This window comes from Streptomyces sp. NPDC051041, from assembly GCF_044456065.1.
Classification (GTDB): Bacteria; Actinomycetota; Actinomycetes; order Streptomycetales; family Streptomycetaceae; genus Streptomyces; species Streptomyces glaucus.
On sequence record NZ_JBITFM010000022.1, the window covers coordinates 15,266 to 29,041 of the forward strand.

Consider the following 13,776-nt stretch of genomic DNA (forward strand, 5'->3'; position numbering starts at 1 on the left):
CCGGCGGGCTCGGGCAGTTGGCCGGATTCTTTCGCTCCCCGGGAATCCTGGGGCCGCGCCGTTCGTCCTTCTCCACGGGAAACGGGGGCGGAACCGGCGTCAGGAGCCGCATTCCGCGTCCCGGCGGCGTAAAACAGCGCAAGCCGGGCAGCCACTGGGGAGCCGGGTCTTCGGACGCGGGCGAGGGGTCTGCCGGCGGTGGGGAGTGACACGGTGATGGGCACGGCGGAGCGGCGCGAGGCGTCCGGGGACGGCGGGACGGCCCGGCCGGCGGCGCAGCGGGGGCCCGGCGTCCCGGCGGCCGGACGCGGGGCGGTGGGCGCGCGTGAGCTCCCGGCGGACGCGGCCGGCGGGGCGGCGTCCGAGGCGGGGACGGCACCCGGCGGGGACGGCGGGGAGCAGCCGCCCGGCCGGCCGTTGTGGACGGAGGAGCCGGCGCGGCGGCGCCGGCTGCCCGATCCGGTGCGTACGGCCGCGGTGCGGGCCGTGCTCGTCGTGGCGGTGACGCTGATCCAGGCCATGGTGGCCTTCCTGTGCACGATGGCCGGATCCTGGCTGGCGTTCCCGATGGTGATCAGCAGTGTGGTCAGCACGGTGGTGGCCACCTGGGGCGTGCTCGACGTCTGGGTGACACGCCAGGTGTGGAACCAGCGCAACGGCGTGGTCTCGACACCGAGCAGCACCGCGCGCGCCCTTCGGCGCGAACGCCGCCGGGCCCGGCGCCGGGCCCGGGCCGCCGAACGCGCCCAGGAGCGCATACGGCGGCGGGGCGGCACCGGGCAGCTGTCGCACTCGTGAAGACCGGCGCCGGGCGCCGTGTCCCCTGGGAGCCGGCGCCCGGCGGCCGCGCTCCCGGGGACCGGCGGCCGGCGCCGGTCGCGGATCCCGGCGGCACGGACCCGCCGGGAGCGCCCGCTTCCCGACCGGCCGAGGTGCTCCCGGAGTTCGCCGACGGCTGCGCCGCCCGGCCGTCACGACGACGACCGGCGTGCCGTGCGCGGATCCGCCGCGGGAGGACGCCTGACGGCTACGCGGGCCGTTTGAACATCCGGGTCGCCGTGATCTCGCTGTGCACCGCCTCCCCGGCCGGGATCTCCCGCGGCAGTCCCGGCCGGAGGTGCTCCTCCACGCTGATGTACTTCAGCCCGGCCCTGAGGTCCGCGTCGTTGCGCAACCGGATGACGAGGGGGAACTCGGCGAGCGCGGTGGTGTCGAACAGGCCGGTCGTGTACAGCAGCTGCACGCCCAGCGCGTCGGCGACGGCCCGCTGGAGCTCCAGCAGGTACGTGGCGTTGGCGCGGCCGATCGGGTTGTCGAGGAACAGCGTGCCGGCGTGCCGGTGCCTGTCGCGGCCCCGGTCGTTGCTGCGCAGCGCGGCCATCGTGCAGTACAGGGCGATGGCCGCGGTGAGCAGCTGCCCGCCGGAGAACACGTCGCCCATCTGCCCGACCGGCACCCGCTCGGCGCGCAGCACGGCGTCCGGCTTGAGGATCTCCACGGCGACGCCCTTGGGCTGGAGGGCGGCGGCGACCCCCCGCAGCAGCAGGGACATGCCGTCGCGCCGCAGGTCGGAGTTCTTCTTGACGGCGGCGCGGGTCGCCTCGTCGATGACCTCGCCGAGCCGCTCGGTGAGCGTGGCCTGGTCGGGCTCCTCGAAGCGGATCCGCAGGAACTCCTGCCCGGACCACTCGCCGAGCCCCTCGGGCAGCCGGGACAGCCGCTGGGCCGACCGCAGGGTGGCGAGGGCCGACTCGACCAGCCCCCGCAGCCGGTCCACGATCGAGTCGCGGTTGCGCTCCAGCTGCGCCAGCTCGTCCGTCAGGACCCGCAGCCGGGGCGCGAAGGCGTCCGCCCACTTCTGGGCGTGCTCGGGCAGCGCGGCCGCGGGCAGTTCGCGGATCTGCTGCCGCGCGGGGGTGCGGACCTGTTCGTAGCGCGTGGAGTTGGCGTGCCGCACGAGCACGTCGCCGGCCTCCCGTACGGCGGCCTCCGCGGCGGACAGGTCGGCGGCGCAGCCGCGCAGCGACCGGCGGGCCTCGGCGGCGGACCGCCGGGCCTCCTCCAGGGTGCCGGGGTAGGGCTCGGGCTCCGCCTGCTCCTCCTCCGGGGCCTGCTCGCGCAGCAGGTCGCGGAGCATCGCGGCGATCTCGTCGAAGCCGCCGGCCGCGTCCTCGGCGGCGCGGTGGGCCTCGAGGAGTTCGGCGTGCGCCTCCCGGGCCCGGGCCAGCTCCTCGGTGCGGGAGGCCAGTTCGGCCGTCGCCGTGCGCAGCAGCGCCTGCGCGTGCTCGGCGTCGCGCGGCACCAGCTCCTCGGGCAGCTCGGTGTGCGCCTCACCGTCCTCGGGCGCGAGCCGCTCCGCCTCGCCGCGCAGCCGGCCGAGCTGCTCGCTCGCGCTGGACATCCGGGTCTCCAGGAGCTGCACCAGCTCCTCCGCGCGCGCGGCGGCGGCCTGCCGGGAGGGCCCGTCCGCCCCGTCGGGGGACTCCAGCAGCTGCTCCGCCCGGGTGCGGACCTTGTTGCTGAGCCGGTCCAGCTCCGCGCGCGCCGCGCTCTCGTCGCTCTCCGCCCGGGCCTGCTCGGCCCGCAGGTCGGCGCCGACGCCGACCTTCTCGTAGACCTGGGAGGCCGCCCGGTAGGCCTCGCGGAGCGCGGGCAGGGACGCCTTCGGGGCGTCCGTCCCGTCCTGCGGCACGTCGTCGGGGGCGCCCGCGATCTCGGAGCGCTCGGCGCGCAGCGCACGCGCGGTGCGGCGGGCGTCGTCGGCGGCGCGCTGGGCGGCACGCCGGTCCTCGTCGGCGGCGCGGGCGCGCTCCAGGCAGGCCTGGGCGCGGGCCTCCGCCTCGGTCGCCTCGTCGGCCAGCTCCCGCAGCCTGGCCTGCCAGCCGGCCCGTTCGCGCAGCCGGAAGGCGAGCCCGGCGAGGGCGTCGGCGGCGCGCCGGGCCTTCTGCGCGGTCTCCTGCCGCTCGTCCCGCACCCGTACGGCCTCGGCGGCGGCCTCCTCGGCCTCGGCCCGCTCGGTCCGCGCCTCGGCCAGCTCGGCCTCGGCCTCCTGCGCGAAGGCCCGTGCCTCGCGCGCGGCCCGCGCCAGCTCGGCGAGCCGCCCCGCGGGGCAGCCGGTGCGCCAGGAGGCGAGCCGCGCGGCCAGCTCCCGGTCCTTGCCGAGCCGCGCGGCGAGGGTGCGGATCTCCTCGTCCCGCTCGGCCGCCCGCGCGCGCAGCGCCTGCCGCTCCTCGTCGGCGGCGTGCTCGTCGTGCATGGCGGGGTTCGGCGGTACGAGGAAGACGTCGCCGGCGCCGGAGTCCGGGGCCGGGGCCGGGGCGAGCAGGGCGGCGGCGGTGCCGACCGCGACGGCGGAGCGCGGCAGCAGGGCGGCGTCGCTCAGCGCCGCGCGGGCCCGCGCGTGCGAGTCCGGGTCGGTGATGATCACGCCGTCGACCAGCTCGGGCCGGGCGGCCAGCACCCGCGCGTGGTCGGCGGGGTCGACGGCCTGCGCGAGGTAGCGCCAGCCGGGCAGCGCCGGGATGCCGTGCTCGCCGAGGAACTCGACCGTGGCCAGCACGTCCGGGCCGGGCGGCAGCAGCCCGCCGTCGCCGAGCGCTCCGAGGATCCGGGCGTCGTCGGCGGCGGCCGTGCGCAGCTCGAACAGCTGCCGTTCGGCGGCGGACACGGCGTCGTCGAGGAGTTCGCGCAGGTCTTCGGCGAAGCGGTCGAGCTCCTCGGGGGTGAGGGGGCCTTCGGCGGAGGAGCGCGGGGCGCCGCCTCGCGCATCGGCGCCGGGGTGCGCGCCGGAGGCGTCGTCGCCGTCCGTCCGGGGGTCCGGCGCGCCCGTGGCGCCCGCCAGCCCCAGCAGTTCCACCAGCCGCTCCTCCGCCGCCAGCGCCTCGGCCGTACGCCGCTCCCCGTCGTAGGCGCGCTCGGCGGCGATCGCGGCGTCCGCCGCACGCGCCGCCGTCAGTTCCGCGCGGGTCTCGGCGGCGGCCGCCTCGCGGGCGTGCTCCGTGGCGCGGCGGGCCGTCTCGCGGGCGGTGTCCCAGGCCGCGACCGCCGTCTTCTCGGCGTCGCTGGCGGCGAGGGCGGCGCGGGCCGGGTCGGCGTCGGGCGCGCTGTCGTCGAGCCAGCCGGCGCGCACCGCCTCGGCGGTCTCCTGCTCGACCTCGGCGAGGCGCTGCCGCAGATGCCCGGCCTCGCTGCGGGCCCGCTGCGCCTCGGTGGCGGCGGCGGTGGAGTCCCGGTACGCGGCCTCGCCGGCCTGCTGCAGCGCGGCCGACCGCTCCTCCTCCTCGTTGGCGAGGTGCTCGGCGTCCCGCGCGGCGGCGTGCAGGGCGCGGACGAGGTCGACGGCGGCCCTGGCGCGGGCGGCCAGCGCGGGGGCCGCGTCCCGCTCGGCCTCCTGGATCGCGGCGGACACCCGGGCGACGCGGTCGGCGGCGGCGCGGTGGCGCAGGACGGCCTCGGCGGCCTGCCAGGCGGAGTACAGCGTGCGCGCGTCGGCGAGCTCCCGCTTCTGCGCGGCGGCGGCCTTCTCCGCGGCGGTGAGCGCCAGCGAGGCGTGCCGGTAGGCGAGTTCGGCGGCGATCAGCGCGCTGCGCTCCCGGGCCGTCTCGGCGTGCGTGACGGCGTGCGCGGCTGCGGTGACGCGCTGCGCGAGGTCGGCGGCCCGGGCCCGCTCCCGGGCGCCGCGCGCGGACAGGCGGCGCGCCAGGGTCCTGGTCCGGCGCTCGGCGGCGGCGTGGACGTCCCGCGCGCGGGTGCGGGCCCCGGCGGCCTCGACGATCCGGCCGAGCAGGTCGACGGACCCCGCGGTGAAGTCGCGTTCGGCGATCAGCTCGGCGCGGCGGCCCAGCTTGTTGCCGAAGCCGCTGACCAGGTCGGCGAGCCCGTCGGTGTCGCGGGTGTCGGTGACGGCGCGCAGCAGCAGGTCGGTGAAGTCGGAGTCCTTCTTCACCGCGAACAGGCCGGCGGCCTCGCCCTCGTCGGCGTTCATCTCGCGCTGGTAGCGGAAGAGTTCGGGGTCGAGGCCGAGTTCGCCGAGGTGCTCGGTCCAGCGCTCGTGGATCTCCTCCCAGTGCACCTCCAGGTGCGGGTAGGCCTTCCCGGCCTCCATGAGGGCGTCCCGGAAGCCCTTCATGGTCCGCCGGCGTCCCTGCGCGCCCGAGGCGCCCTCGACGGGCGGGCGTACGGCGGTGGACTCGGCGACGGGCAGGTTGTCCAGGGACAGTCCGGGGCCGGGCCGGAAGGAGTACCAGGCCTCGGCGAACTTCCGCGGGTCGCTGGAGACCTGGCGTCCGCGCCACTCGCTGACCTTGCCGACGACGACGCACTCGCCGGTCTGCACGTGCTGCCACTCCAGGGCGACGTGCCCGCAGTCGTCGGCGAGCAGGAACTTGCGCAGCACACCGGAGCTGGCGCCGCCGAGGGTGTTGCGGTGGCCCGGCAGCATCACCGAGAAGATCAGCTTGAGCAGGACGGACTTGCCGCCGCCGTTCTCCAGGAAGAGCACCCCGGCGGGCGCGGGCCGGCGCGGCGGGCCGACGGGCTCCTCCTCGAAGAACTCCGCCTGGGTGGGCGCGGGGTCGGGCACGGGCTCGCCCACCCCGCGCAGGTCGAGCACGGTGTCGGCGTAGCGCGCACCGGCCGGCCCGATGGAGTAGAGGCGGACCCGGGACAGCTCGTACATGGCGGACTCTCGTAAGTCTTCTTCAGGCGGGGATGCGGGGAACGGGAGGGTCAGGAGGAGTGGAAGGGCAGCCCGGCGTCGGCCACCAGCTCCAGGTCGTCGGTGTCGTCGGGGGGCAGCAGGGTCGGCGTGCCGTCGGTCACCGGGACCACGCCGAGTTCCAGCAGCTCGGCCATGGCGGCGCTGCCCGCCATGTCGCGCACCTGGAGCTGGTAGCGGGCCGTGGTGCGGTACGTGCCGCCGTTGTCGTCGCCGGTGCGCTGCAGGAACCCGGAGTCGGTGAGGAAGGCCAGCGCCTTGGCCACGATGCCCGTGGTCGAGGAGGCCGGCCGGCGCGCGTCCTTGGTGGCGCCGGTCGCGCTGCGCCTCGACCAGATCCGCCAGGCGGCCTCCAGGCCGGGCGCGTCGGTGGCCGGGTCGGTGTTCTCGCCCTGCTCGGCGGCCCGCTCCTCCAGCCGCCGGCAGACCTGGCGGACGAAGGCGTCGACGCCGTTGACCGTGACGCGGCCGATGTAGCCGTCGTCGGCGAGGTCCTCGGGGCGCGGGAACGCCAGGGCGGCGACGGCGAGGTGGGCGAGCCCGTGCAGGAACCGGTCGCCGGAGTCGGCGGCGGTGCGACGCGCGTAGTCGCTCATGCGGACGGCGAACACCGAGTCCTCGGCGGCGGTCACGGCCATTCCGGCGCGCGGGGACACCTCCAGGACGACCAGCCCGAGCCCGGCGGCCACGGCGTCCGCGAGCCGCGCGAACGCCGGGTCCTCCCGGTAGCGGCGCAGCAGGTCCGCGTACTCCTGGTCGCGTGCGGGCGCCAGCTTGGGCTGGAGGCCGAAGGCGACGAGCCGCGCGGCGTCGGCGGCGTCGGCGGGCGTGACGGCGGCGGGGGCCGGTACGGCGCCGGTCTCCGGTTCGCTCCGGTCGGCGTGCTCGGTCACGGTCGGTGCTCCTTGCTGCGCTGTCGCTGGTACGTGCTGGTGCGGCTCATGCGGCCTCGGTCCGGTCCGCCGCCATGCCCGCCGCGTCCAGCAGGGCCGTGCCGACGATGAGGTCGGCGCCGCCGAACTCGGGGTCGTCCAGCTCGGTTCCGTCGTCCACGGCGAACAGCAGTTTCTCCTCGCCCTGGCGATAGGCGGTGCCGACCGGCGGGCTGGCCGCGTGGATCGCCAGCAGGGCCACCAGGTACGGCAGCTCGGGATCCCGTCCGCGCGCCTCGGCCAGCAGCCCGGACAGCCGGCGGGGCGCGTCGGCCGGCAGGTCGAGGAGTTCCGTCGCGGCCGCCAGCTGCTCCTCGCTGAAGCGGCTGTCGTCCGGCGTGGCGATCAGGTCGGGCTCCGGCATCTCGGCGCCCAGGTGCTCCCGTTCCACCGGCGGGGTCAGGAGGATGTCGACGAGGTCGCCGACCCGGACGGACACCGGTGTGCGCAGCCCGGTGCCGTGCGCGAAGAAGGCGTCGGTGACGCGGATCGCCTGCTCCAGGGGCAGCGGCAGCACGGGGGCGAGGAGGTGGCCGTACAGGTCCGTCGCCGAGGCCGCCGCGGGTGCGGCGAAGGCCTGGCGGTCCTGCTCGGCGCGGAAGAGCGGTCCGGCCTCCAGCAGCCGGGACTGCAGTTGGGTGTGGCGGCGGATGCAGTCCTTGACGATGTCCACCAGCTCGGCCGCGCGGCGCTTGTGCTCGGGGTCCTCGGACTCGTCGCGGGCCTTGCGGATGTTGGTGAGGATCGCGTTCTCGTGGCGGTACCGGTCGGCGACGTGGTCGAGGGCCTCGGCGATCATGTCGGGCACGGCGTTGAGCCAGTCCACCGCGCGGACGTTGCGCCGGGTGGCCTCCAGTGCCTTGCGCAGCGTCTCCGAGTACTGCACGGTCCGGTAGCGGGCCTGCTCGGCGGCGAGCTGCGCGTCGGCGAGCCGGCCGCGGCTGATCAGCACCTCCAGCTTGACCTCGGCGGCGATCTGCGCGCTGGTGACGTCGGTGTCGAGGGCGCCGACCAGGACGTTGACCGCCTCGTCCGTCGTGCGCAGGTAGACGGTCCCGCCGGGGCCGGGGACCTCCTCGATCAGCTTGAAGTCGTAGCCGCGGCGCACATAGGTGCCGTCCGGCTCGAACGTGCCGTACACGGCGCGGAAGCCGCGGTCGGCGCTGCCGACGTTGATCAGGTTCTCCAGCACCCAGCGGGCCACGCGCTCGTGCTCGGCGGCGGGCCGCTGCGGGGCCTGGGCGGCGACGCGCGGGACGAGCCGGGCCACGATCTGCTCGTGGTCCGCGCCCGTGTCGAAGTCCATGTTCAGCGTGATCAGGTCGATGGCGGCGAGGGCTGTCTCCGCCATGCCGTACACCGAGTACTCGCCGGCCAGATTGACCTTCCGCGCGTCGAGATCGTGCAGCGGCGCGGTGCAGGCGAGCGCGCGCAGCCGCCGCGCCAGTCCTTCGTCGGCGGCCGGGCCCTGCGCGGGCCGCGGCCCCGCGCTGAGCTGGGGCGGAACACTGTCCGTCGATGCAGGCGAAGTCACGGTGCACAGACTAGGTCCTGGGTCCGACAACGAACCAAACGGCGCTTCCTCGCCCCGGCGCGACGGCCGCCGCGCCCCTGCCCGGCGCCGCGGAGCCCGCCCCGCGCGACGGCCGCCGCGCCCCGTCCGGCGGGTCCGTCCCGGACACGGCGGCCGCGTCCGCCCGCCGGCACGGCGGCCGCCCCGTCCGGTCCTCCGGCCTCCGGCCCCTAGCCCTCCTCGCCGACCCTCCTGCGGTAGACCTCCACGATCTCCTTCAGGGAGTCGTCGAGGTAGACCGAGAGCAGCCGCTCGGCCCCGGCCCGGTCCCCGGCCCGCAGGGCCTGGAGGATCTCCTGGTTGCGGGCGATGTACGGCTCGTGCAGGCGGCGCGGCTCGTCCACGACGTGGAAGGCGAGGCGCAGTTCGGCGAAGACGCTGCGCATCAGCTCGTCCGTGCGCTCGCTGCCGGCGAGGGCCACCAGCTCCCGGTGGAAGTGGATGTTGGCCGTGCCCACCGATTTCCAGTCCCCTTCGCGGGCCGCCCGCCGCCCCTCCTCGACGGCTTCGCGGAGCGCGGCGAGGTCGTAGGGGGGCGCGCCGAGCCCCCGGACGACCGCGCACTCGACGAGGGCGCGGGTGCGGTAGATGTCCTCGACGTCCCCGACGGTCAGGACCCGGACGAAGACGCCCCGGTTCAGCTCGTGGACGAGCAGGCGTTCGTGCGTGAGCAGCCGGAACGCCTCGCGCAGCGTGTTGCGGGAGACACCGAGCGCCCCGCCGATGCCGTCCTCCGACAGCCGTGTCCCCGGCGGGAAGAACCCCTCGGAGATCCGGCTCCTGAGGATGTCGGAGACCCGTTCGGCGGTGCTGGTGCGCCCGAGGAGGGCCCGGTCGCCGGCGAGTGACGTCAGCTGCTCTGCCATGCCGGAATTCAATCGCAGGGAACAAGAACGAAACAACATAGGTATTGAGGGATCGTTGAACGATCCTCTACGGTGCTCCGCAAGGTGCCGCTTCCCGCACCGCGGCGCCGACGGCTTCCGCACGCACGGCTCACTCCTCACGCACCCTCCGTCCTCCTTCTGCGAGGTGCCCATGAGCACGACTCCTCCCCCGCAGGCCCCGGCCGCCGAAGCGCACCCCCCGGCGGCCGGACACGCCGCCGGCGACGGGGCGCTGGGCTGGCTGCGCGCCCTCGGCCCGCGCGGCCGCCGCGCCTTCGCCGGCGCGTTCGGCGGCTACGCCCTGGACTCGTACGACTACTTCACGCTGCCGCTGAGCATGGTCGCGCTGTCCGCGTACTTCGGCCTGAACAGCGGCCAGACCGGGCTGTTCACCACGGTCACGCTGGTGGCCTCCGCGGTCGGCGGCGCCCTCGCGGGCGTGCTGGCCGACCGGATCGGCCGGGTGAAGGCGCTGCTGGTCACCGTGATCACGTACGCGGTGTTCACGGTGGCCTGCGGGTTCGCGCCCGACTACGAGACGCTGCTGGTCTTCCGCGCCCTCCAGGGCCTCGGGTTCGGCGGCGAGTGGGCGGTCGGCGCGATCCTGGTCGCCGAGTACGCGAGCGCGAAGCACCGGGGCCGCACGCTGGGCGCGATCCAGAGTTCCTGGGCCGTGGGCTGGGGACTCGCCGTCCTCGTGTACACGCTGGTGTTCTCGGTGGCCGACGACGACCTGGCCTGGCGGATCATGTTCTGGACCGGTGCGCTGCCCGCGCTGCTCGTCGTCTGGGTGCGGCGCAGCGTGCACGACGCGCCCAAGGCGGTCGCCGCGCTGGAGCAGGGCGCCGGCAAGGGCTCGTTCACCGCGGTCTTCCGGCCCGGCCTGCTGCGCACCACGGTCTTCGCGATGCTGCTGTCCACCGGCGTCCAGGGCGGCTACTACACGCTGGCCACCTGGGTGCCGACGTACCTGAAGACCGAGCGGGACCTGTCGGTCGTCGGCACCGGCGGCTACCTGGCGTTCCTGATCTCGGGCGCCTTCACCGGCTACCTGACCGGCGGCTACCTCACCGACCGGCTGGGCCGGCGGCGCAACATCTGGCTGTTCGCGCTGCTGTCGGCGATCTGCATCCTGGCGTACGCCGGCATCCCGAGCGGCGCCAACACCCTGATCCTGGTGCTCGGTTTCCCCCTCGGGTTCTGCATGTCGGCCATCTTCAGCGGCTTCGGCTCCTACCTGAGCGAGCTGTACCCGACCGCGGTGCGCGGCACCGGGCAGGGCTTCACCTACAACACCGGGCGCGCGGTGGGGGCGGTGTTCCCCACGACGGTCGGTTTCCTGGCGGACAGCTGGGGCGTGGGCGGCGCGCTGGTCTTCGGCGCGATCGGCTACGGCCTCGCGGCGCTGGCGCTGCTGGGACTGCCGGAGACGCGCGGGAAGGAGCTGGCGTGAACCCCCCGCACCCCCTCGACCGCCCGCCGGCCCCCGTCGACGAGCAGGCGCACGCGTGGAGCCCGCAGACCGCGCGCGCCCGCTTCCGGGCGGGCCTCACGGGCCCCACGGCCGGGGTCGCGGCGGGCCGCACCCAGGCCAACCTGATCTCGGTGCCCGCCGACTGGGCCTACGACATGCTGCTGTTCTGCACCCGCAACCCCAAGCCCTGCCCGGTGCTGGACGTGACGGACGCCGGGTCCTGGACCACCGTCCTCGCGGACGGCGCGGACCTGCGCACCGATCTGCCGCGCTACCGGGTGTGGCGGGACGGCGAGCTGGTGACCGAGCCGACGGACGTGCGCGCGCACTGGCGGGACGACCTGGTGTCGTTCCTGATCGGCTGCAGCTTCACCTTCGAGTGGGCGCTCACCCGCGCGGGCGTCCCGATCCGCCACGTCGAGCAGGGCCGCAACGTCCCGATGTACGTCACCAGCCGCCGGTGCCGCCCGGCCGGGCGGCTGCACGGGCCGATGGTGGTCTCCATGCGCCCGGTGCCGCCGGAGCACCTGTCGGCGGCGATCCGGGAGACCAGCCTGCTGCCGGCGGTGCACGGCGGCCCCGTGCACTGCGGCGACCCCTCGGTGCTCGGCATCGACGACCTCGGCCGCCCCGACTTCGGCGACCCCGTGACGGCCGGCCCGGACGACATCCCGGTGTTCTGGGCCTGCGGAGTGACCCCGCAGGCCGCCGTCATGGCCTCCCGCCCGCCCTTCGCGATCACCCACGCGCCGGGGCACATGTTCCTCACCGACGCCCGCGACGAGCAGTACCGCGTGGCCTGAACCGGAGTTATCAAGGACTCATGACCTCCATCGATCTGAACGCCGACCTCGGCGAGGGCTTCGGCCGCTGGCGGCTCACCGACGACGAGCGGCTGCTGTCCGTCGTCACCAGCGCCAACGTGGCCTGCGGCTTCCACGCCGGGGACCCGGCCATCATGCGGCGGGTGTGCGAGCTGGCGGCCGGGCGGGGCGTGACGATCGGCGCCCAGGTCTCCTACCGGGACCTGGCCGGGTTCGGGCGGCGCGCGATGGACGTGCCGCCCGCCGAGCTGGCGGCCGAGGTCGCGTACCAGATCGGCGCCCTGGAGGTGTTCGCGCGCGCCGCCGGGACCCGGGTGGCGTACGTCAAGCCGCACGGCGCGCTCTACAACCGCGTCGTGCACGACGAGGAGCAGGCCGCCGCGGTCGTCGACGGCGTGCGCCTCGCCGGCGGCGCGCTGCCCGTGCTCGGCCTGCCCGGCTCGCGCCTGCTGGAGCTGGCCGCGAAGGCCGGTCTGCCGGCGGTCACGGAGGCGTTCGCGGACCGCGCGTACACCGGCCAGGGCACGCTCGTGCCGCGCGGCCGGGAGGGCGCGGTGATCACCGACCCGGAGGCCGTCGTGGAGCGCTCGGTGGAGCTGGCCCGCTCCGGTGCGGTCACCGCGCAGTCGGGGGCCCGCATCGAGGTCCGCGCGCGCTCGCTGTGCGTGCACGGCGACACGCCCGGCGCGGTGGAGCTGGCCCGCCGGGTCCGCGAGCGGCTGGAGGCGGCCGGTGTGCGGGTGGAGGCGTTCGCATGAGGGCCCTGCCGGCCGGCGACGCCGCCCTGCTGGTGGAGGTGGCCTCGGGCGACGAGGCGCAGGCGCTCCACGCGGAGCTGGTGCGCCGCCGCGCGCAGGGCGCGCTGACGGCCCGTGAGATCGTCCCCGCGGCCCGTACGGTCCTGCTCGACGGCCTCGACGACCCGGACCGCCTGGCAGCCGAACTGGCCGCCTGGCGGATCCCGCCCGTGCCCCCGCGCGCGGGGGAGGCGGTCGAGATCCCGGTGCGCTACGACGGCCCCGACCTGGCCGAGGTGGCCGCGCACTGGGGCGTCCCCCCCGAGGAGGTCGCCCGGATCCACGCGGGCACCGAGTTCCGCGTCGCCTTCTGCGGGTTCGCGCCCGGTTTCGGCTACCTGACCGGCCTGCCGCCGCGCTACGACGTCCCGCGCCGGGCCACCCCGCGCACGGCCGTCCCGGCCGGTTCGGTGGCGCTGGCGGGCCCGTACACCGGCGTGTACCCCCGCTCGTCGCCCGGCGGCTGGCAGCTGATCGGCACCACGGACGCCGTGCTGTGGGACCACGCGCGCGTGCCGGCCGCGCTGCTGTCGCCGGGCACACGCGTGCGCTTCGTCGCCACGGGGCCGGCCGCGTCCCCGGCACCCGCCGGCCCGGCCGCGTCCCCGGAACCGGCCGGGCCGGCCGGGACGGCGGGTGCGGCATGACGGACCGCGCGCTCTCCGTCGTCCGGGCCGGGGCCCTGACCACCGTGCAGGACCGGGGGCGACCCGGCCACGCGCACCTCGGCGTCCCCCGCTCCGGCGCGCTCGACGCCCCCGCCGCCGCGCTCGTCAACCGGCTGGTCGGCAACCCGCCCGGGGCGGCCGTCCTGGAGACCACGCTGAACGGCTGCGCCCTGCGGCCCCGTTCGACGGTCACCGCGGCGGTCGCGGGCGCCCCCTGCCCGGTGGCGGTGGACGGGCGCCCGGTGCCGTGGGGCGCGCCGGTGCGCGTGCCCGCCGGGGCACTCCTGGAGGTCGGGGCGGCCGTGTCCGGGGTGCGCAGCTACGTGGCCGTCTCCGGCGGCATCGCGGTCGAGCCGGTGCTCGGCAGCCGCTCCACCGACCTGCTGTCCGGCCTCGGCCCGCCGCCGCTCACGGACGGCTCGGTGCTGCCGCTGGGCAGGGCCCGCGGGGTCCCCGGACGCGTGGACGTGGCCCCGCAGCCGGCGCCCCCGGCCGAGCTGGTGCTGCGGGTGACGCCGGGCCCGCGCGACGACTGGTTCACGCCGCGGGCCGTGCGGACGTTCACCTCGCGCCCGTACCGGGTGTCCGCCGCGAGCAACCGCATCGGGCTGCGCATGGAGGGGCCCGCCCTGGAGCGTGCCGTTCCGGGCGAGCTCCCCAGCGAGGGCATGGTGCTGGGGGCGGTCCAGGTGCCGCCCGACGGCAGGCCGGTCGTCTTCCTGGCCGACCATCCGACCACCGGGGGCTACCCGGTGATCGCGGTGGTCCGCGCGGCCGACCTCCCGGCCGCCGCCCAGGCCGCCCCGGGCACCCCGGTCCGCTTCGTGGCCGTACGGCGCCGCTGACGCGCCACGCGGCGCCGCGTTCCGCTCCCCCGCCCCGGGGCACCGGCGCCCCCGGCGGCC

Annotated in this window: 10 protein-coding genes; 6 read left to right on the top strand and 4 right to left on the bottom strand. The window is 76.5% G+C overall.

Going from position 1 to position 13,776, the window contains the following annotated elements; all coding sequences use genetic code 11:
* Positions 1–216: 216 nt before the first annotated feature.
* Positions 217–798 (top strand): hypothetical protein, encoded by a 582-nt coding sequence (locus tag ACIBAI_RS26035; protein ID WP_399038005.1) that lies wholly within the window; start codon positions 217–219, stop codon positions 796–798.
* A gap of 229 nt (positions 799–1,027) precedes the next feature.
* Here ACIBAI_RS26035 and ACIBAI_RS26040 read toward each other — a convergent pair whose 3' ends face one another.
* The 4 genes from ACIBAI_RS26040 to ACIBAI_RS26055 all read right to left on the bottom strand — a co-directional run bounded on the left by ACIBAI_RS26040 (position 1,028) and on the right by ACIBAI_RS26055 (position 9,087).
* Entirely contained in the window at positions 1,028–5,677 is a 4,650-nt protein-coding gene (locus tag ACIBAI_RS26040; protein WP_399037907.1) for a hypothetical protein, read from the bottom strand.
* 50 nt (positions 5,678–5,727) lie between these two features.
* Positions 5,728–6,609: a hypothetical protein gene (locus ACIBAI_RS26045; RefSeq protein ID WP_399037909.1), complete on the bottom strand. Its 882-nt coding sequence runs from the start codon at positions 6,607–6,609 to the stop codon at positions 5,728–5,730.
* Positions 6,610–6,655: 46 nt separating this feature from the next.
* Positions 6,656–8,182, bottom strand: a complete 1,527-nt coding sequence (locus ACIBAI_RS26050; RefSeq protein ID WP_399037911.1) for a hypothetical protein — start codon at positions 8,180–8,182, stop codon at positions 6,656–6,658.
* 209 nt (positions 8,183–8,391) lie between these two features.
* Complete coding sequence (locus ACIBAI_RS26055; protein WP_399037912.1) at positions 8,392–9,087, bottom strand: GntR family transcriptional regulator; 696 nt, start codon at positions 9,085–9,087, stop codon at positions 8,392–8,394.
* Between the two features lie 172 nt (positions 9,088–9,259).
* Here ACIBAI_RS26055 and ACIBAI_RS26060 point away from each other — a divergent pair, with 172 nt between their 5' ends.
* From ACIBAI_RS26060 to ACIBAI_RS26080, 5 genes are read left to right on the top strand one after another with little or no spacing between them, the layout of a single operon-like run.
* Positions 9,260–10,561, top strand: coding sequence for an MFS transporter (locus tag ACIBAI_RS26060; protein WP_399037914.1), 1,302 nt, complete (start codon positions 9,260–9,262; stop codon positions 10,559–10,561).
* Positions 10,558–11,385: a putative hydro-lyase gene (locus tag ACIBAI_RS26065; protein WP_399037915.1), complete on the top strand. Its 828-nt coding sequence runs from the start codon at positions 10,558–10,560 to the stop codon at positions 11,383–11,385. Before ACIBAI_RS26060 ends, ACIBAI_RS26065 begins: the two co-directional genes overlap by 4 nt.
* A gap of 20 nt (positions 11,386–11,405) precedes the next feature.
* Complete coding sequence (locus ACIBAI_RS26070) at positions 11,406–12,164, top strand: LamB/YcsF family protein (protein WP_399037917.1); 759 nt, start codon at positions 11,406–11,408, stop codon at positions 12,162–12,164.
* Positions 12,161–12,850, top strand: a complete 690-nt coding sequence (locus tag ACIBAI_RS26075) for an allophanate hydrolase subunit 1 (protein ID WP_399037919.1) — start codon at positions 12,161–12,163, stop codon at positions 12,848–12,850. The genes ACIBAI_RS26070 and ACIBAI_RS26075 overlap by 4 nt, the downstream gene beginning before the upstream one ends.
* Complete coding sequence (locus ACIBAI_RS26080) at positions 12,847–13,716, top strand: biotin-dependent carboxyltransferase family protein (protein WP_399037921.1); 870 nt, start codon at positions 12,847–12,849, stop codon at positions 13,714–13,716. Before ACIBAI_RS26075 ends, ACIBAI_RS26080 begins: the two co-directional genes overlap by 4 nt.
* The last annotated feature ends 60 nt before the right edge of the window (positions 13,717–13,776 follow it).

What these genes read in the sequence shown, in the direction of transcription:
- ACIBAI_RS26035 (WP_399038005.1), top strand. Translation starts at nt 217, where the DNA reads ATGGGCACGGCGGAGCGGCGCGAGGCGTCCGGGGACGGCGGGACGGCC.
- ACIBAI_RS26040 (WP_399037907.1), bottom strand. Translation starts at nt 5,677, where the DNA reads ATGTACGAGCTGTCCCGGGTCCGCCTCTACTCCATCGGGCCGGCCGGT.
- ACIBAI_RS26055 (WP_399037912.1), bottom strand. Translation starts at nt 9,087, where the DNA reads ATGGCAGAGCAGCTGACGTCACTCGCCGGCGACCGGGCCCTCCTCGGG.
- ACIBAI_RS26060 (WP_399037914.1), top strand. Translation starts at nt 9,260, where the DNA reads ATGAGCACGACTCCTCCCCCGCAGGCCCCGGCCGCCGAAGCGCACCCC.
- ACIBAI_RS26070 (WP_399037917.1), top strand. Translation starts at nt 11,406, where the DNA reads ATGACCTCCATCGATCTGAACGCCGACCTCGGCGAGGGCTTCGGCCGC.
- ACIBAI_RS26075 (WP_399037919.1), top strand. Translation starts at nt 12,161, where the DNA reads ATGAGGGCCCTGCCGGCCGGCGACGCCGCCCTGCTGGTGGAGGTGGCC.
- ACIBAI_RS26080 (WP_399037921.1), top strand. Translation starts at nt 12,847, where the DNA reads ATGACGGACCGCGCGCTCTCCGTCGTCCGGGCCGGGGCCCTGACCACC.